Source organism: Ochrobactrum sp. BTU2 (genome assembly GCF_024539785.1).
GTDB classification, from domain to species: Bacteria; Pseudomonadota; Alphaproteobacteria; order Rhizobiales; family Rhizobiaceae; genus Brucella; species Brucella anthropi.
Genome location: NZ_JAHWRG010000001.1, coordinates 608,804 through 626,976, shown reverse-complemented (window position 1 = coordinate 626,976; position 18,173 = coordinate 608,804). Strand labels below are relative to the sequence as shown.

Genomic DNA, 18,173 nt, shown 5'->3' with positions numbered 1-18,173 from the left:
CTTTTTTTATCATCTCAACTTTACCGTTGCCCCTTTATCGTGATATTGCGCGCGCAATTTCCGATATTTTGCAAGGTTCTCCCAATGAGCGCACCGCGCGTCAGTTTCGTTTCTCTTGGCTGCCCGAAGGCGCTTGTCGATTCCGAACGCATCATCACCAGCCTTCGCTCCGAGGGCTATGAAATCTCCCGCAAGCATGACGGTGCCGATCTGGTGATCGTCAATACCTGCGGCTTTCTTGATTCCGCACGCGATGAATCGCTGGATGCCATTGGCCTTGCTCTCAACGAGAACGGCAAGGTCATCGTAACCGGCTGCCTTGGCGCAGAACCCGATGTCATCCGTGAGCGGCATCCGAACGTGCTGGCCATCACCGGTCCGCAGGCTTATGAAAGCGTGATGAGCGCGGTGCATGAAGCCGTCCCTCCCGCGCACGATCCATTTGTGGACCTGGTGCCGCCACAGGGTGTGAAGCTGACCCCGCGCCATTATGCCTACCTCAAAATCTCCGAAGGCTGCTCAAACCGCTGCTCCTTCTGCATCATTCCGGCGCTGCGCGGCGATCTGGTATCACGCCCGATCGATTCTGTGCTGCGTGAAGCGGAGAAGCTGGTCAATGCAGGCGTGAAGGAAATCCTCGTCATCTCGCAGGATACGAGCGCCTATGGCCTCGACATCAAGTATCAGGAAGCCATGTGGCAGGACCGCACGGTTCGCACCAAATTCCTCGACCTCTCACGTGAACTGGGCGATATGGGCGTGTGGGTGCGTATGCACTACGTATACCCTTACCCGCATGTCGATGAAGTCATTCCGCTGATGGCTGAAGGCAAGATTCTGCCTTATCTGGATATTCCTTTCCAGCACGCCTCCCCGGCGGTTCTGAAGAACATGCGCCGTCCGGCACATCAGGAAAAGACCTCGCGCCGCATTCAGGCCTGGCGTGAGACCTGCCCGGATCTGGCCGTGCGTTCCACCTTTATCGTCGGCTATCCCGGCGAAACGGAAGAAGATTTCGAAATACTTCTCGACTGGCTCGATGAAGCCAAGATCGAACGCGCCGGCTGCTTCAAATATGAACCGGTCAAGGGCGCAAAAGCCAATGACCTCGGTCTTGAGCAGGTGCCGGAAGAAATCAAGGAAGCCCGCTGGCATCGTTTCATGGCCAAGCAGCAGCAGATTTCGACCAATCTCCTCAAGAAGAAAGTTGGCAAGCGCCTGCCGGTCATCATTGATGAAGCAAACGGCACAATCGGCAAAGGCCGTACGCGCTACGACGCTCCGGAAATCGACGGCAGCGTTCACATCCAGTCGCGCCGCCCGCTACGCGTCGGCGACATCGTAACGGTGAAGATCGAGGCGAGCGACGCTTACGATCTGCATGGTATCGCGGTCTGATGGCGGCGGAAGCTGCCATAGCGATCAGAAAAGCCGCCGCGGCTGACGTGGCGGCAATTGTCGCCATGCTCGCCGATGACGCGCTCGGCGCACAGCGCGAAGATGCGAGCCTCCCCTTGCGAGATTCCTATCGCAGCGCCTTTGCGGCAATCGATTCCGATCCCAATCAGCTCCTGGCTGTCGTTGAACATGATGGCGAGATCATTGGTTGCATGCAAATCAGCTTTGTACCCGGCCTGTCGCGGATGGGAATGTGGCGCGGACAGATCGAAAGCGTGCGGATTGCGAGCCATATTCGTGGCGGCGGAGTAGGCCGTCAGATGATCGTTTGGGCAATCGAGCAATGCCGTGAACGCGGCTGCGGCCTTGTGCAACTGACGACCGATAAGTCGCGTTCCGACGCGCTGCGTTTTTATCAGTCGCTCGGCTTCACCGATAGTCATGAAGGACTTAAGCTATCGCTTTAACAAATAGCTTCAATATTTTGTAAGAAAATAAAAAGGGCGTTTTGAGCGCCCTTCTTTGTTTCTGTATGGAACCGCTTACTGCGGCAGCTTGTCGTCCACGCCAGCGACGTAGAAATTGAGGCCAAGCAAGGTCTTGTCGTCAGCCTGCTCGCCTTCTTTCAGCCAGACGGAACCGTCCTGCTTCGTGATCGGACCAGTGAAAGGCTTCAGTTCGCCCGACTTGATCTTGGCTTCGGTTTCTTCGGCCAATTTCTTCACATCGTCCGGCATGTTGGTATAAGGCGCCATCTTCACGAGGCCTTCCTTCATGCCCCACCAGATGTTTTGGCTCTTCCACGAACCGTCGAGAGCAGCCTTGGCGCGGTCGATGTAGTAAGGGCCCCACTCGTCCACGACAGCGGTAAGCTGCGTGTCAGGCGCAAACTTGATCATGTCCGAAGCCTGACCGAAAGCCTTGATGCCGCGATCATGCGCCACCTGAATGGCAGCGGTGGAATCGGTGTGCTGGGTGATGATGTCCACACCCTGGTCGATCAGTGCCTTGGCCGCATCAGCTTCCTTGCCCGGATCGAACCACGAATTGACCCAGATCACCTTGACCTTGAAGTCGGGATTAACCGACTGCGCGCCGAGCATGAACGCATTGATGCCCTGAACGACTTCCGGCACCGGTACGGAGGCGATGTAACCGGCAACACCCTTGGTCGACATCTTGGCGGCGATCACGCCCTGCACATAACGGCCTTCATAGAAGCGCGCATTATAGGCAGACATGTTGTCGGCAGTCTTGTAGCCGGTCGCATGTTCGAACTTCACGTCCGGGAATTTCTTGGCAACCTTGAGGGTCGGGTCCATATAGCCGAACGACGTCGTGAAGATCAGCTTGTTGCCAGCACGCGCCAGACGTTCGATGGAACGTTCAGCATCGGCACCTTCCGGAACGCTTTCCAGAAAGGTGGTTTCGATCTTGTCGCCAAGTGCCTCGATCAGCTCCTTGCGGGCCTGATCGTGCTGATAGGTCCAGCCAAAATCGCCCGGAGGTCCGATATAAATGAAACCGATCTTCAGTTTTTCTTCTGCATGCGCCGCGCCGCCGAGCATAAAGCTCGCCGCAGTGGCAATCGCCATAAGCGTCTTTTTCATGTTCCCTGCACTCCTTGTTTTTTACCCACTAACCACAACGAAAACCCTTGGGACGGTTTACGTCTACCCCTCAGCCGTTCGTTCTACCGGTCTGGCACGAACGGCTTGCCGAGCGAAGCCGGCGTATTCATCATCGTCAGGCGCTTGTTGCGCGATATGATGACCAGCACCACAATCGTCGCGAGATAAGGCAGCGCAGACAGAAACTGCGATGGCAGGCCAAAGCCCAGCGCCTGCGCGTGAAGCTGACCGATGGTCACCGCACCGAACAAGTAAGCGCCGATCAATACGCGCCATGGCCGCCACGATGCGAACACGACAAGCGCAAGTGCGATCCAGCCACGACCGGCCGTCATGTTTTCCACCCATTGCGGCACGTAGACGAGTGACAATTGCGCGCCTGCAAGACCAGCACAAGCACCGCCGAACAAAACCGCCAGAAAGCGCGTGCGCACCACATGCACGCCGAGCGCATGGGCCGAGCCATGGCTGTCGCCGATGGCGCGCAATGTAAGCCCTGCCCGCGTGCGGAACAGAAACCATGCCACGCCGATAACCAGCAGGATCGAAAGATAGAATATCGGGTCCTGACCGAAGAAGAACCGCCCGACAAGCGGCAGATCGGTCAGATAGGGAATATGGATGGCTTCAAGCCGGACACCTGGAAGCCCGACAAAGCTTTCGCCGAGCAAGGCCGATGCTCCAACGCCAAGAATCGTCAGCGCCAGCCCGGTTGCGACCTGATTGGTGACGAGTATGAGCGTCAGAAAGCCAAAAATAGCGGAGAAAAGCGCACCGACCAGAACGGCGGCAAACAAGCCTAACCAGGCCGAGCCGGTCATTTGTGCAATGGCGAAGCCGGACACGGCCCCCATCAGCATCATGCCCTCGACACCAAGATTGAGCACGCCGGAACGTTCAACAACCAGTTCGCCGATGGCAGCGATCAGGAGCGGCGTCGCTGCTGTTGCAATTGTGAGAAGAATAGCCTGCGTCAAATCCATGGGATCAGGCCTTTCCCGCTTGGCGACCGGATATGAAGCGAATGCGATAAAGGATGAGTGTATCGCAAGCGAGAACGAAGAACAGGATCATGCCCTGAAACACGCGCGCAGATTTTTCGGAGATACCGATAGCCACCTGTGCAGCTTCGCCTCCAAGATAGGAAAGCGCCAACACCAGACCGGCTGCTATTGCTCCCAGCGGATTGAGGCGTCCCAGAAACGCGACGATGATCGCCGTAAAACCGTAGCCCGGAGATATGACCGGACGAAGCTGGCCGATGGCACCGGAGGTTTCCGCGATGCCTGCGAGACCGGCAAGGGCACCGGAAACCGCAAAGACGAAGAACACTATCTTGCCCGCGCTGAAACCCGCGAAACGCCCGGCTCTTGGACTTTGGCCGATCACCTTGACCTCGAAACCCTTCAGCGTGTGCTTGAGCAGGAGCCAGACGACAACCGCTGCAACGAGCGCAAAGATGAAGCCCCAATGCGCGCGGCCCGATGCGCTCCAGATTTCCGGCAGAATGGCGCTATCGTTGAACTGACGAGTTTCCGGGAAATTATATCCTTCCGGGTTGCGCCATGGCCCGCGCACCAGCCAGTCGAGGAACAGCTGCGCGACATAGACAAGCATAAGGCTGGTCAGGATTTCATTGGTATTGAAGCGCACTTTCAGCAAAGCGGGAATGGATGCATAGGCCGCGCCGCCTGCCATCCCCATCAGCATCATCAGGGGCAGAACCACCCAAGACTGCAGATCAGGGAACATGACGGGCAGGATCGATCCCGCTATAGCACCGGCGATGAACTGCCCCTCGGCACCGATATTCCAGTTGTTGGACAGAAAGCAGACGCAGAGGCCGACCGCGATCAGGATCAGCGGCGCAGCCTTCACGAGCAATTCATGCCAAGACCAGATGTCGAACAAAGGCTCGACAAAGAAGACATAAAGCGCATGTAACGGATCCTTGCCCATCAGCGCAAAAGCAAGTCCGCCGAAAATCAGTGTCAACGACAGTGCCAGCAAGGGTGACAAAGCACTGAAAAGTCTCGACGGCTGCGGGCGTTTGACGAGTTCAATCCGCATCATGCAGCTCCCGCCTCTCCTGAGATACCGCCCATCAAAAGACCGATCTTTTCCAGCGTTACATCGGCAATCGGCAGAGGATCGGAGAGCTGGCCATGATTCATCACGGCAATGCGGTCACTGATTTCAAGAAGCTCATCAAGGTCCTGACTGATGACGAGAACTGCGGAACCGGAGCGCGCAAGATCGACAAGTGCCTGCCGGATATGTGCTGCGGCACCGGCATCCACGCCCCATGTCGGCTGGTTCACAATCATGACCGATGGTGAGCGATCAAGCTCGCGCCCGATGATGAATTTCTGCAGGTTTCCGCCAGAAAGTGCAGATGCGGGCGGATTTTCAGCACTCTTGCGCACATCCATCCGTTCAATGATGCGTTTTGCAGCCGATCGAAGTGCGCTCTCTGCGATCAGCTTCATCTTGCCGCCACGCAGGAACATCTTTGCGTCGGTCTTGTATCGCGACAAGAACAGATTGTCGGTCAGCGTCATGGTCGGAACAGCACCGTGACCAAGCCGCTCCTCCGGCACGAAAGCTGCCCCCATCATGCGGCGGTCGCTGATGCCGACCTTGCCTGCATCCTTCCCGCGAATACGCACATTCGATGGATTTGACTGCAGCACTTCACCCGAAACAGCTTCGAAGAATTCACCTTGCCCGTTGCCTGCAACACCGGCAATGCCAACGACTTCGCCTGCGGCGACCGAGAGAGAAATATCTTTCAATGCCGTCGAAAATGGCCCACGCGGCGGTTGCGACAGTGACTTGATTTCAAAAAGCGCTTCATTACCGACATCTACCGCCGCCGCGATGGGACTGCGTGCCACGACATTGATATCATTACCGACCATCATACGGGCGAGCGACGCGGCGGTTTCCTTGCGCGGATCGCAATGCGCAACGACCTTGCCATGCCGCAACACGGTCGCGCGATCACAAAGCCGCTTCACTTCCTCAAGACGGTGGCTGATGTAGAGGATCGACTTGCCTTCGGCTTTCAGGCGCTCCAGCGTTTCAAACAACTTGTCGGCTTCTTGTGGCGTCAGCACCGAAGTCGGCTCATCAAGGATGATGAGATCCGGCTCCTGAAGAAGACAGCGCACGATTTCGATACGCTGACGTTCGCCGACGGACAGATCACCAACATGGGCCTGCGGGTCGACCGGAAGACCGTAAGTCCTGCCAACCTCACGCGCACGCTTCGCAACGTCTGAAAGCGGCAGCGAACGGTCGAGCGACAAGGCAATGTTCTCAGCGGCAGTCAGCGAGTCGAACAGCGAAAAATGCTGAAAAACCATGCCTATGCCAAGTTTTCTTGCGGCGGCAGGTTCGTCTATCGTGACAGGTTGCCCCTTCCAGACGATTTCGCCTTCAAGTGGCTGCAACGCGCCGAACAACATTTTCACAAAGGTGGATTTTCCGGCACCGTTTTCACCCAGAAGCGCGTGAATTTCGCCTTCCCCGATGGTGAGATCGACACCATCGCAGGCCCGCAGCTGACCAAATACTTTCGTGAGCCGGCGGACATCCAGAAGAGGCCGGTCGGTTAAAGGCGCTGTCATTGTTCCCCAAAATTATATTTTTGAGCGACCTTATCCAGCAACTCTGCTCTTGAAAAGCCCAAAAGCAAGCAGCGGTGGACATATACACACTGCTGCAATCATCAGCCCGATCATGGAAGCAGAATGGTGGTTCCCGTCGTCTTGCGGCCTTCCAGATCCTCATGCGCCTTGCCCGCATCCTTGAGCGCGTAGGTCTGGTTGATCTCGATCTTGACGGCTCCGCTTCCGACCACGTCGAAAAGCTCTGCTGCCGACTTTTCGAGGTCCGCCCGCTTGGCTATATAATTGAACAGCGTAGGACGCGTGGCAAAGAGCGAACCCTTCTGCGCCAGAATGCCGAGATCAAACGGCGGAATGACACCCGACGATTGGCCAAAGCAGGCAAACATGCCAAGCGGCTTCAGCACGTCGAGCGAACCCATATAGGTATCGCGCCCAACAGAATCATAGACAACGTCGACACCCGCTCCGCCCGTCAGTTCCTTCACCTTTTCGGCAAAATTCTCGGTGCGGTAATTGATGACATGGTCGTAGCCATGCTTTCTGGCCAGCGCGATCTTTTCTTCCGATCCCGCCGTGCCGATGACGGTGGCGCCAAGATGCTTCGCCCATTGTCCGGCAATCAAGCCTACACCACCGGCAGCGGCGTGAAACAGGATCGTCTGGCCCGGCTCCACCTTGAATGTACGCCGCAGAAGATATTGCGCCGTCATGCCTTTCAGCATCATGGAGGCGGCGGTTTTCAGATCGACATTATCCGGAACCTTGACCAGCCGGTCCGCTGGCAGAATGCGCTCGTCTGCATAGGAGCCCGGTGTCGCCACATAGGCAACACGGTCACCGACACGAACACCCTCAACGCCCGGACCAACCGCAATGACTGTGCCCGCGCCTTCATTGCCAGGCGTGAAAGGCATCTGGGCTGCCTTGTAAAGCCCGGTGCGGAAATAAACGTCGATGAAGTTCAGACCGACGGCTTCATGGCGCACTTTTGCCTCGCCCGGACCGGGTTCGCCTATCTCGATCTGTTCATACTTCATGACTTCCGGCCCACCGGTCTGATGGACGCGAATGGCATTGATCATGATGCTTCTCCACTCTTCTTTGCGGCAGCGGCTTTCTCAGCCGCGATGACGGTCGCAGTCCGTCCCAATCCTGGGAAAAACTGCATGACAGCGCCGATGAAGTAGATGTAGAGGCCCGTCACGGATATGCCAACGCGGACCCACAACGGCGCGTCCAGAGTATAATAGAGCGCAGCCGCGCCAAAGGCACACCAGAGCAGGAAAACCGTCAGATTAAGCGGTCGCAGGCGCACAACGCGCACTGGATGCAGGAAGTTGATCGGCAGGAACGACAGGATTGCCGACACGACAACGGTTGCGAAAGCGACCCACTCGCCCGGTTTGACGATGAAAAGCGTAAAGACCACCATGTTCCAGACGACCGGGAACCCCTTGAAGAAGTTCTCCTTCGTCTTCATGCCGGTGTCGGCATAATAGATCGCGCTCGAAACCACGATGATCGCGCCGGATATGAAGGACAGATATGTCCCCATGAACCCGCTTTGATAAAGCGCGAAAGCCGGTATCAGAACATAGGTGACATAGTCGATGATATTGTCGAGAAGCTCGCCAGACCAGTTCGGCAGAACATATTTGACTTCAAGCTTGCGCGCGATGGGGCCATCGATGCCGTCGACGAAAAGCGCCAGCCCCAGCCACCACCACATCGCCGTATAGCGCCCATCACTGGCCGCCACGATGGAAAGGAACGCCAGAAACGAACCCGATGCCGTCAGAAGATGAACCGAAAACGCCTTGGCTTGCGGCGCGGTGACTTTTTTGGCTTTGAGTTTTCCGGTCAGTTTGGTTTTCACGCCGTCCGCCATTTCAGTTTGTCGCCGCGCATATCCCGCCGAAGATAATCCCCAAGGCAGCGAGTACATTTCATCAAACGGGGAACGCGTACACCAAACAAACTGACGTCCCCAACCCTCAAGATCGTTGAATAGCTTCTCCCCCAGGAAAAGCCATGATCCTGCAGCAGCTTTCCCTGAATAAGCACAAAAGAGCAAGTAAGGCGTGAGGCAAATCCGCCATAATCCCACGGAAGAATGGTCTTTTGCCTGCAATTCGGTTTAAGTGCAGCTCAAACGCATCCGTCTGGAATCATCAGACAATGCGATATGCATAGCGAACGGTCACGAGGTCTGCACTGTCGGACCAGGGATGAAACACGATGAACGATCTTGTTGTGAACAAGCCTCTCACTGACATTGTCATCAGCGGCAGCGGGCCTGCCGGGATGATGGCAGCGCTGGCGCTTGGCGCAAAAGGCTATCGCACCGTGTTGCTTGGACCGGAGACCGATAAGGGTGACCGCCGCACCACCGCACTCATGATGCCTGCCATCAGACTACTGGAGGGACTGGGCGTCTGGTCGGATATCGAGCCGGAAGCAGCCCCCCTCGCTTCCATGCGCATTATAGACGCCACGCGACGGCTCGTGAGAAGCCCTGTCGTCACCTTCCGTGCGGGCGAAATTGATGAGACTGCGTTCGGCTACAATATCCCCAATGCCGTTTTGAACGAGAAGCTGGCTGACGCCGTTTCCCGCAATCCGAGTATCCAGCGCATCAATGCCTCTGTTATCGAATACCGTCACAATGGCGACCACGTAACCATCACGCTTTCAGGTGGCGACACATTGCATACGCGGCTGGTCGTGGCAGCCGACGGGCGCAATTCGATGGCCCGCGAAGCGGCAGGCATCCGCACACGCCGCTGGAGCTATCCGCAGACAGCCGTCGTGCTTTCCTTCTCGCATAGCGTCGACCACGAGAATATTTCGACGGAGTTCCACACCGAAGAAGGCCCTTTCACTCAAGTGCCGTTGAAAGGCAAACGCTCAAGCCTCGTCTGGGTGGTCAATCCCGGTCGCGCCGAAACGCTGCTTGCGCTTGACGAAGCCACGCTCGCTCAGCGCATCGAAGACATGATGCAGTCCATGCTGGGCAAGATTAACCTCGAGATCAAGCCGCAAGCCTGGCCCCTTTCCGGCCTCGTGCCCCATGTCTTTGCGGCCAAGCGCACGATCCTGATTGGTGAAGCCGCACATGTGTTTCCACCGATTGGCGCACAAGGCCTCAATCTGGGTTCCCGCGATGTCGAAACGCTGGTCAAGGCTATCGAAAGCGATCCTGTCGACCCGGGCTCAAATCGGGTCATTCGCGCCTATGACCGCGCAAGACGTCCGGATATTCTAGCCCGCACCGGCTCTGTCGATGCGCTCAATCGTTCACTTCTCTCCGGCATGCTTCCGGCGCAGATCGTGCGTGGAGTGGGATTGGAAATGCTCCGCTCATTCGCACCGCTGCGCGCATTCTTCATGCGTGAGGGGCTTCGTCCTGGCAGCGGTTTCTCGCATCTGCTACCGAAACTGCCAAGCCTTCCACACCGAAGCGACGGCAAACGTTCCAGCTAACTTAATTTTCGGACCATCCGAGACATCGAACAGACAGAATTGCCGGTTACCGCCGACTTTAATTTGTCACGCGGTGAACTACATAATGTTGCATGGGTATGACACAGATAAAGCACGCGAAATTTCAGATCGGTCAGGTCGTCAAGCACCGGCTATTCCCCTTCCGCGGGGTTATCTTTGACGTAGACCCCGAATTTGCAAATACGGAGGAATGGTATGAGTCCATTCCGGAAGAAGCGCGCCCGCATCGCGACCAGCCGTTTTACCATCTGCTCGCGGAAAACGCGGAATCCGAATATGTCGCCTATGTATCGGAGCAGAACCTGGTGCCGGATTTAAGCGGCGAGCCTTTGCGCCATCCTCAGATCGAGGAGATGTTTGATCGACAGGACAATGGTTCCTATCGCGTAAAGTCGCAACATTCTAACTAATATAGCACTATCTTCTAAAGTGATGGTTCAAAAAAAAGGGCGCTCAAAGCGCCCCTTTTTCATAACACACTGGACAGACAGCAGCTTAGTTGGCTGCGCCCTTTGCCTTGTCCTGTTCAGCCTTCATCTTGGCTTCGAAATCCTTCTGGCGCTTCTGGACGGCGTCCTGAAGTTCCTTCTGGCGTTCTTCCAGTTCGGACTGCTTGAGAGCCGGGCCGGTCAGAGCGCCAGAGAAGCCGGTGAGTGCAACCGGAATCGGGTTCGGCTTGTTCTGATAGTTGACCGAAGTCAGGGTCAGCTTGCCGCCCTTCTTGAGCGCATTAATGAGATCGTCGGTCAGCGGAGCTTCTGCGATGCAGCGATCCGGGAAGCAGATGCCGTATTCAAGCTTGACCGGCTTGTTGTTGTCGATCTGGAGGCCGACGCCGGCAGGAATCAGACGACCAATAGGAACGGTCACCTGAAAGATCTTGCGGTTGATCTTGCCCTTGATCTCGATGAGGTTGACGGCGGTCAGGAGCTGGCCGGAATCTGCAGTGACGATGTTCTGCGTGTTGCAGATGTCATTGTCTTCCTGCTTCGAGCAAACCTTGAACCAGCCCTGTGGCGGCTGCTGTGCCGATGCAGGCATCGTCGCGGAGGCAAGCAGGGCGAACGCGCCAGCAATGGCAGATGCGGCAGCGATTGTCTTAGTGCTGGACATGATCAACAGGTTCCTTTCAACGCTCTGATCTATAGTTCCCGTTCTGTATTATAAGTCAGCGATAGACCGTCACTGGTTTTAAAATGCGGCAACAGCGTGACCTTGGGGATTTTAGCCCCCATCCGGACCCTTGCGGGCCCCAATCCGGAGCCGTGTTACAACGACTAGGGGTATGAATCCAGATGAGTTTCGACATTCCATGCCCGGAATCCGCCAAAATCTTTATTTTAGCCCCTACTGTCGCGTGACGGACACGCCCTAATTCCGCACTTAATGTACGATCATGCTAGTTTTCGGTTCCGAATCGACGCTTCCCGGCGCCGACCATCAAACTTATTTACAATGGACGATTGAAGTTGAACGGATTGATTGCCTTTCTCCGCAAAGTGGTTCTTGCGAGCCTTACCGGAGCTGTCGTCGGCGTGCTGCCGGCGCAGGCGATAGCCGAAGCACAGCCGGACTATGCGCTCTCCATGCATGGAGATGTGGCGCTGCCGGCTGACTTCACCCATTTCCCCTATGCAAATGCCGACGCCCCGAAGGGCAGCGCCATCACAATGGGCGTTGTCGGCACTTTCGACAGTCTCAACCCATTTGTTCTGAAAAGCATGCGTACGACAGCGCGCGGCCTGTTCGGGGATGTCGACCTCGGAAATCTGGTTTACGAAACGCTCATGCAGCGCTCGCGGGACGAACCCTTTACCCTTTACGGCCTGCTTGCTGAAAAGGTTGCGGTTGATCCGGACCGCAAATGGGTCGAATTCACCCTGAACCCGAAAGCGAAATGGTCGGACGACCAGCCGGTGACGGTGGACGACGTTCTCTTCACCTATGACATTCTGACAGAAAAGGGACGCCCTCCCTACAACAACCGGATGAGTCGGGTCGAGAAGATCGAAAAGACGGGGGAGCGCTCTGTTCGCTTCACCTTCAACGACAAGTCGGATCGCGAATTTCCGATGCTGATCGCCTCATCGATGCCCGTGCTGCCAAAGCACGCCATTGATCGCGAAACCTTCGGCAATTCATCCCTGAAACCACCTGTCGGCAGCGGCCCGTATCTCGTTTCCGGCGTGCAGCCCGGCCAGCGTATTATCTACAAGCGCAACCCTGACTACTGGGGCAAGGATCTGCCGTCGCAGCGCGGTCTCAACAACTTCGATACGTTGACGATTGAATATTACCGAAACGAGACATCCCTGTTTGAGTCTTTCAAGAAGGGGCTGCTGGATGTCTTCATCGAGGCAAACCCTACTCGATGGGAGAAGCTTTATGATTTCCCGGCTGTAAAACAGGGCCGTGTCATCAAGGACAGCTTTGAAAAAGGCACGCCAGCCAACATGTTCGGCTTCGTGTTCAACACGCGCCGTCCGATTTTCGCCGACCGTCGTGTCCGGCAGGCCCTGGGGCTGCTCTTCGACTTCGAATGGGCTAACCGCAACCTTTTCGCCGATCAGTACCGCCGCACGCAGAGTTTTTGGGAAGGATCGGAGCTTTCCTCCGTCGGCAAGCCTGCCGATGACCGCGAGAAGCAGTTGCTGAAACCATTCCCCGAAGCCGTTCGCGACGATGTCATGAATGGTACATGGCATCCGCCCGTAACGGACGGCAGCGGTCATGACCGCACGCCTGCAAAGAAAGCCTACGATCTCCTGACTGACGCGGGTTTTCAGTTTGAACACGGCCTCGCCGTTGATCCCTCTGGCAAGCCGCTTAAATTTGAGATCATGACGCGCTCGCCCGACGAGGAAAAAGTTGCGTTGGCTTACAAGCGCAATCTCGCGCGACTGGGCATCACAATCGAAATACGCACTGTGGACGACGCCCAATATCAGCAGCGCCTCCAGACATTCGACTACGACATGATTCTCGGAGCGTTGACCGGATCGCTTTCGCCCGGCAACGAACAATGGATGCGCTGGGGCGCAGCCTCGCGTGACGTTCAGGGAAGTTTCAACTATCCGGGCGTTGCTGATCCGGCAGTAGATGCGATGATTGAAGCACTGCTGGCAGCCAGAAGCCGCGCCGATTTCGTGAGTGCGGTCCGCGCCCTTGATCGTGTGCTTATCTCCGGGGATTACTACATTCCGCTTTACCACCTGCCCTATCAGTGGGTAGCGCGCTGGGATCGCATCGAGCATCCAAAGAAGACTTCGCTCTATGGTTATCAACTACCAACCTGGTGGCGCGCAAAGCCATGATCGGGCTTTAACGTTGATGTAATTCGCCCTACATGCACCCAATATATGATGAGTATTCAACCGGAGGCCGCGCCTCTGGTTCCCGTATGGAGACACTGCCATGGCCACCAGAAAGATAACTATCGATGTCGTGTCCGACGTCGTCTGCCCTTGGTGCTTTCTGGGGCGCAAGCGCCTTGAGGCGGCACTTGCCATGGTGCCGGATGTGGAGGCCGAAGTGCGCTGGCGTCCCTTTCAGCTCGACCCTACCCTGCCTCCGCAGGGAAAGGATCGCCAGACCTACATGCGCGACAAATTCGGCACCGGCGGAAAGATTGATGACATCCACAAGCAGCTGACCCAGCTTGGTGAGGAAAACGGCATTGTCTTCGATTTCGATGCCATCGCCCGCGCGCCAAATACTCTGGACGCACATCGCGTCATCCATTGGGCAGCACAGGCTGCACCCGATACACAGGACCGGATGGTCGGCATGTTGTTCTCGCTCTATTTCGAGCAGGGACAGGATATCGGCGACCACGAAGTGCTGGTTGATGCTGCGGCAAGCGTCGGCATGGATGCCGAAGTGGTCGCCCGGCTCCTGCAAAGTGAGGCAGACAAGGCAACGATTCGTGAGGAGATCGATACCGCCAGCCGCATCGGCGTGCGCGGCGTACCATGCTTCATCATCGATCAGAAATATGCCGTCATGGGCGCTCAGACGGCAGATGTCCTTGCTGACGCTATTCGCCAGACGGCTGAAGGCTTTGAGCCGGGGATTTCTGAAGATCGCTAAAAGACGCGAAGCGGCGGGTTAACCCGCCGCGATCTTCGCCAGTTGCGTCATGATGACGGCAGAACCGTTGAGGCGCTTTTCCGGTGTCGGCCAGTCGCGGATGAAGACGATGCTCTGATCCGGCCTGATCTTGGCCATGGAGCCCTGTTCACCGATCATTTTCACCAGCCCGACCGGGTTGTTGAACGTCGCATGACGGAACTGGATGACCACGCCCTTCGGACCGGCATCGAGCTTCTCGACATTCGCACGGCGGCAGAGTGCCTTGATGTAAACGATCTTGAGCAGGTGCTGCACTTCATCCGGCATCGGACCAAAACGGTCAATGAGTTCCGCGCCGAAAGCATCTATATCCTGCGGCTCTTCCAGATCGGCGAGACGGCGATAAAGGCCGAGGCGCAATTGCAGGTCCGGCACATAGGCTTCGGGGATCATAACCGCCGTGCCAATAGCGATCTGCGGCGACCACTGGCTGTCTTCCACTTCGCCGGAACCCTTGAGCGTCGCAACGGCTTCTTCCAGCATCTGCTGGTAAAGCTCAAAACCGACTTCCTTGATATGGCCAGACTGTTCCTCGCCGAGCAGATTGCCTGCCCCGCGAATATCCATATCGTGGCTGGCAAGCTGGAAGCCTGCGCCCAGCGTGTCGAGCGACTGTAGAACCTTTAGGCGACGTTCCGCCATCTGCGTCAGCATCTTACCTGCCGGAAGTGTGAACAGCGCGAAAGCGCGCTGCTTCGAGCGACCAACACGACCGCGCAGCTGGTAGAGCTGTGCCAGACCGAACATATCGGCGCGGTGCACGATCATCGTGTTGGCCGTCGGAATATCGAGACCGGATTCCACAATGGTCGTGGACAGAAGCACATCATACTGGCCGTCATAGAAGGCGTTCATGATGTCATCGAGCACGCCCGGCGCCATCTGACCATGGGCCACGGCCACTTTCAGTTCGGGCACGTGCGTTTTCAGGAACTCCTCTATCTCGCCAAGATCGGAAATGCGCGGGCAGACGTAGAAACTCTGGCCGCCACGATAGCGTTCGCGCAAAAGCGTCTCGCGAATGACGAGCGGATCGAACGGTGAGACGAAGGTGCGCACCGCCATACGATCGACGGGTGGCGTGGTGATGAGCGACAGTTCGCGCACGCCGGTTAGCGCAAGCTGCAAAGTGCGCGGGATCGGCGTGGCGGACAATGTCAGCACATGCACGTCCGACTTCAGTTCCTTCAGCCGCTCCTTGTGCTTAACGCCGAAATGCTGCTCTTCATCGATGATGAGCAGACCGAGATTCTTGAATTTGATCGAGTTGCCGAGCAGCGCATGCGTGCCGACGACAATATCGACCGTTCCTTCTTCCAGTCCCTTTTTGGCAGCCGCAAGTTCTTTCGTGCCGACAAGACGCGAGGCATGGGCAAGATTAATCGGCAGACCATGGAAGCGCTTCGAGAAGGTCTTGAAATGCTGGCGCGACAGGAGCGTTGTCGGCACGACTATCGCCACTTGAACGCCACTCATTGCCGCAATGAAGGCAGCGCGCAGGGCTACTTCCGTCTTGCCGAAGCCGACATCACCGCAGATCAGGCGATCCATCGGCTTGCCAGCAGCCAGATCGTCCGCCACGGACTCGATTGCCGTCAGCTGGTCGTCGGTTTCATCATAGGGGAAGCGAGCAGAAAATTCGGCATAGAGACCATCTGGCGGCGTCATCACCGGCGCACCGCGCATCTGCCGTTCGGCAGCGATCTGGATCAGATGCCCGGCAATCTCAAGCAGGCGTTTCTTGAGCTTGGCCTTGCGCATCTGCCATGCGCCGCCGCCAAGCTTGTCGAGAACAGCATCGGAGCTTTCCGAACCGTAGCGCGACAGAAGCTCGATATTTTCGACCGGCAGAAACAGCCGGTCATCGCCCGCATAGTGAATTTCAAGACAGTCGTGGGGAGCGCCAGCGGCGGTAATGGTCTTGAGGCCAATGAAGCGACCGATACCGTGATCGACATGGACGACGATATCGCCAGCGTTTAGCGAGGCAACTTCCGAGATGAAATCCTGATCGCGTTTGCGGCGCTTGGAACGGCGGATAAGACGGTCGCCCAGAATATCCTGCTCGGCCACGATGACGAGATCGCCAGCATCGAAGCCGCTTTCGACAGCCAGCACCGCCGCCGTCACCTTGTCGCGTGACAGCGCCTTGACGGTAGAAAGCCGGTCAACCGACTCGATCTTTTCCAGCCCATGCTCGTCAAGAACCTGCAAAAGACGGTCGAGAGAACCTTCCGTCCACGCGGCAACCAATACTTTCTTGCCCGACGCACGCAGTTCGGCAATATGTTTCACCACCGCTTCGAACAGGTTTACGTCGGTGGCGGCGCGCTCCTCGGCAAAGCTGCGGCCCTTATGCACATCCGCATGAACAATTATCCGCCCCGTAACCTCCGGCGCACCGAATGGCGTCAGGTCGATGCGCATACCTCCGGCCTCAGCGTGCTTCTCGACCTCTGACGGGGTTAAATAAAGCGCTTCCGGCTTGACCGGCTTGTAGGGTACTGCATCGCTGCCCGGCTCCTTGCCTTCCGCCTGTCTCAGCCGCGACTCGTAATGGTCAACGACCATAGTATGGCGCTCGGTCAGCGCCTCATGCACCAGATGGTCGAAAACCACCGGCATATTGCCCGCATGGTCGAAGACGGTATCAAGCTTGTCGTAGAAAAGCGGCAGCCAATGTTCCATGCCCGCAAAGCGACGACCTTCACTGATCGCCTGATAAAGCGCGTCATCGCGCTGCGGCGCACCGAACATCGCGACGTAATTCTTGCGGAAACGGCTGATCATGTCCGGCGAAAGCGTGATTTCGCTCATCGGCTGGAGCACGAACTCCTTGCGTGTGCCCGTGGTACGCTGCGAAGCCGGATCGAAAGCGCGGATCGATTCCAGTGTGTCGCCAAAGAAATCAAGCCGCAACGGCTCTTCCGCGCCGGGTGCATAAAGATCGAGAATACCACCACGAACTGCAAATTCGCCGATGTCGCGCACGGTGGAAACACGTTCGAAACCGTTACGTTCCAGCCGGGATGCCAGATCGTTCATATCCAGCTGGTTGCCGGGACGCGCCGAAATCACCTGTTCGGCAATAGCCGCCTGTGGCGGCAGTTTTTGCAGAACAGCATTGGCAGTCGTGAGGATGATCGCCGGATGCGGCGTCTTTTTAAGCTCGGACAGCGCGCTGAGTGCAGCCAGTCGGCGTGCAGATGCGTCTGCGCCGGGCGATACGCGGTCATAAGGCAAGCAGTCCCAAGCAGGCAGATGCAGAACCGGCATATCCGGCGCCACGAAACTCAAGACCTGCTCCAGATCGGCAATGCGTTGCCCGTCGCGCACGATATACATAATCGGTCCGCGTTCGCCGATCTCTTCCGCCAGACGAATGAGACAGAACGCCTCGTAACCGTCGGCAACGCCGTCGATCACGATATGACGATTTGCCCCGAGTGCGCTGGAGGACTTGAGACCTAGTTTGCTGAAAACGGGCATGGGAACCTTGAACTCAGAATTCTATGCGGTCGCGGAACGCGACAATATCGCGGAACAGAGGCGTGTCATAATCTGCCGGGATCGGGCTTTCACCCGTCACCCATTTCAGAAGATCGCGGTCAAGCACTTCAAGAATATGCTCGAACTCATTGAGCTGCGGATCGGTGAAGCCGACAATATATTCATCCGCATATTGCCCAAGGATCAAATCCATCTCGCGCATACCGCGATGCCACGCGCGAAACAGAAGCTTGCGGCGCCGTACATCCAGATTTTCCGTCGCCAATGTGCTGCCAGTCATCCTCGGTAAGCTCCAATCATTCAAATTGCTGCTGGTATATAGCATCTGCGCCGCAAACGGGAACCCGTTTATCCAACAAGAACA

General features: G+C 56.8%; 15 protein-coding genes. 6 read left to right on the top strand and 9 right to left on the bottom strand.

Annotated elements, in window-relative coordinates:
- Positions 1-84: 84 nt before the first annotated feature.
- Positions 85-1,398 (top strand): 30S ribosomal protein S12 methylthiotransferase RimO, encoded by a 1,314-nt coding sequence (gene rimO / locus KWJ32_RS02965; protein WP_012093012.1) that lies wholly within the window; start codon positions 85-87, stop codon positions 1,396-1,398.
- Entirely contained in the window at positions 1,398-1,865 is a 468-nt protein-coding gene (locus tag KWJ32_RS02960; protein ID WP_094515757.1) for a GNAT family N-acetyltransferase, read from the top strand. Before rimO ends, KWJ32_RS02960 begins: the two co-directional genes overlap by 1 nt.
- A 75-nt stretch (positions 1,866-1,940) precedes the next feature.
- Here the strand turns inward: KWJ32_RS02960 and KWJ32_RS02955 are convergent, their stop codons facing one another.
- From KWJ32_RS02955 to pcsA, 6 genes are all read right to left on the bottom strand, one after another.
- Positions 1,941-3,008, bottom strand: coding sequence for a BMP family ABC transporter substrate-binding protein (locus tag KWJ32_RS02955; protein WP_125334035.1), 1,068 nt, complete (start codon positions 3,006-3,008; stop codon positions 1,941-1,943).
- Positions 3,009-3,091: 83 nt separating this feature from the next.
- Positions 3,092-4,012 carry an ABC transporter permease gene (locus KWJ32_RS02950; protein WP_012093014.1) on the bottom strand — a complete coding sequence of 307 codons (921 nt, stop codon included), beginning with the start codon at positions 4,010-4,012 and terminating at the stop codon, positions 3,092-3,094.
- Positions 4,013-4,016: 4 nt separating this feature from the next.
- Positions 4,017-5,099 (bottom strand): ABC transporter permease, encoded by a 1,083-nt coding sequence (locus tag KWJ32_RS02945; RefSeq protein ID WP_151609612.1) that lies wholly within the window; start codon positions 5,097-5,099, stop codon positions 4,017-4,019.
- Complete coding sequence (locus KWJ32_RS02940; RefSeq protein WP_012093016.1) at positions 5,099-6,661, bottom strand: ABC transporter ATP-binding protein; 1,563 nt, start codon at positions 6,659-6,661, stop codon at positions 5,099-5,101. The genes KWJ32_RS02945 and KWJ32_RS02940 overlap by 1 nt, the downstream gene beginning before the upstream one ends.
- 110 nt (positions 6,662-6,771) lie before the next feature.
- Positions 6,772-7,746: a quinone oxidoreductase gene (locus KWJ32_RS02935; protein ID WP_151609502.1), complete on the bottom strand. Its 975-nt coding sequence runs from the start codon at positions 7,744-7,746 to the stop codon at positions 6,772-6,774.
- Positions 7,743-8,552: a phosphatidylcholine synthase gene (gene pcsA / locus KWJ32_RS02930; protein ID WP_094515755.1), complete on the bottom strand. Its 810-nt coding sequence runs from the start codon at positions 8,550-8,552 to the stop codon at positions 7,743-7,745. The genes KWJ32_RS02935 and pcsA overlap by 4 nt, the downstream gene beginning before the upstream one ends.
- 350 nt (positions 8,553-8,902) lie before the next feature.
- Here pcsA and KWJ32_RS02925 point away from each other — a divergent pair, with 350 nt between their 5' ends.
- Complete coding sequence (locus KWJ32_RS02925; protein WP_094515754.1) at positions 8,903-10,147, top strand: UbiH/UbiF family hydroxylase; 1,245 nt, start codon at positions 8,903-8,905, stop codon at positions 10,145-10,147.
- A 92-nt stretch (positions 10,148-10,239) separates the two neighbouring features.
- Positions 10,240-10,578 carry a heat shock protein HspQ gene (gene hspQ, locus KWJ32_RS02920; RefSeq protein WP_010658834.1) on the top strand — a complete coding sequence of 113 codons (339 nt, stop codon included), beginning with the start codon at positions 10,240-10,242 and terminating at the stop codon, positions 10,576-10,578.
- A gap of 85 nt (positions 10,579-10,663) precedes the next feature.
- On the opposite strand, the gene KWJ32_RS02915 is transcribed toward hspQ, so the two are convergent.
- Positions 10,664-11,281: an invasion associated locus B family protein gene (locus KWJ32_RS02915; protein ID WP_010658835.1), complete on the bottom strand. Its 618-nt coding sequence runs from the start codon at positions 11,279-11,281 to the stop codon at positions 10,664-10,666.
- A gap of 365 nt (positions 11,282-11,646) precedes the next feature.
- Between KWJ32_RS02915 and KWJ32_RS02910 the strand changes: the two genes are divergently transcribed.
- Positions 11,647-13,482 carry an extracellular solute-binding protein gene (locus KWJ32_RS02910; protein WP_346016055.1) on the top strand — a complete coding sequence of 612 codons (1,836 nt, stop codon included), beginning with the start codon at positions 11,647-11,649 and terminating at the stop codon, positions 13,480-13,482.
- Between the two features lie 100 nt (positions 13,483-13,582).
- Entirely contained in the window at positions 13,583-14,257 is a 675-nt protein-coding gene (locus tag KWJ32_RS02905; RefSeq protein ID WP_012093023.1) for a DsbA family protein, read from the top strand.
- Positions 14,258-14,275: 18 nt separating this feature from the next.
- Here the strand turns inward: KWJ32_RS02905 and mfd are convergent, their stop codons facing one another.
- Both mfd and KWJ32_RS02895 read right to left on the bottom strand, forming a co-directional pair.
- Positions 14,276-17,788 (bottom strand): transcription-repair coupling factor, encoded by a 3,513-nt coding sequence (gene mfd / locus KWJ32_RS02900; RefSeq protein ID WP_012093024.1) that lies wholly within the window; start codon positions 17,786-17,788, stop codon positions 14,276-14,278.
- Between the two features lie 13 nt (positions 17,789-17,801).
- Complete coding sequence (locus KWJ32_RS02895; protein ID WP_012093025.1) at positions 17,802-18,089, bottom strand: succinate dehydrogenase assembly factor 2; 288 nt, start codon at positions 18,087-18,089, stop codon at positions 17,802-17,804.
- Positions 18,090-18,173 lie beyond the last annotated feature (84 nt).

What these genes read in the sequence shown, in the direction of transcription:
- KWJ32_RS02935 (WP_151609502.1), bottom strand. Translation starts at nt 7,746, where the DNA reads ATGATCAATGCCATTCGCGTCCATCAGACCGGTGGGCCGGAAGTCATG.
- KWJ32_RS02925 (WP_094515754.1), top strand. Translation starts at nt 8,903, where the DNA reads ATGAACGATCTTGTTGTGAACAAGCCTCTCACTGACATTGTCATCAGC.
- KWJ32_RS02960 (WP_094515757.1), top strand. Translation starts at nt 1,398, where the DNA reads ATGGCGGCGGAAGCTGCCATAGCGATCAGAAAAGCCGCCGCGGCTGAC.
- KWJ32_RS02950 (WP_012093014.1), bottom strand. Translation starts at nt 4,012, where the DNA reads ATGGATTTGACGCAGGCTATTCTTCTCACAATTGCAACAGCAGCGACG.
- KWJ32_RS02945 (WP_151609612.1), bottom strand. Translation starts at nt 5,099, where the DNA reads ATGCGGATTGAACTCGTCAAACGCCCGCAGCCGTCGAGACTTTTCAGT.
- KWJ32_RS02955 (WP_125334035.1), bottom strand. Translation starts at nt 3,008, where the DNA reads ATGAAAAAGACGCTTATGGCGATTGCCACTGCGGCGAGCTTTATGCTC.
- KWJ32_RS02895 (WP_012093025.1), bottom strand. Translation starts at nt 18,089, where the DNA reads ATGACTGGCAGCACATTGGCGACGGAAAATCTGGATGTACGGCGCCGC.
- KWJ32_RS02915 (WP_010658835.1), bottom strand. Translation starts at nt 11,281, where the DNA reads ATGTCCAGCACTAAGACAATCGCTGCCGCATCTGCCATTGCTGGCGCG.
- mfd (WP_012093024.1), bottom strand. Translation starts at nt 17,788, where the DNA reads ATGCCCGTTTTCAGCAAACTAGGTCTCAAGTCCTCCAGCGCACTCGGG.
- hspQ (WP_010658834.1), top strand. Translation starts at nt 10,240, where the DNA reads ATGGGTATGACACAGATAAAGCACGCGAAATTTCAGATCGGTCAGGTC.
- rimO (WP_012093012.1), top strand. Translation starts at nt 85, where the DNA reads ATGAGCGCACCGCGCGTCAGTTTCGTTTCTCTTGGCTGCCCGAAGGCG.
- pcsA (WP_094515755.1), bottom strand. Translation starts at nt 8,552, where the DNA reads ATGGCGGACGGCGTGAAAACCAAACTGACCGGAAAACTCAAAGCCAAA.
- KWJ32_RS02940 (WP_012093016.1), bottom strand. Translation starts at nt 6,661, where the DNA reads ATGACAGCGCCTTTAACCGACCGGCCTCTTCTGGATGTCCGCCGGCTC.
- KWJ32_RS02905 (WP_012093023.1), top strand. Translation starts at nt 13,583, where the DNA reads ATGGCCACCAGAAAGATAACTATCGATGTCGTGTCCGACGTCGTCTGC.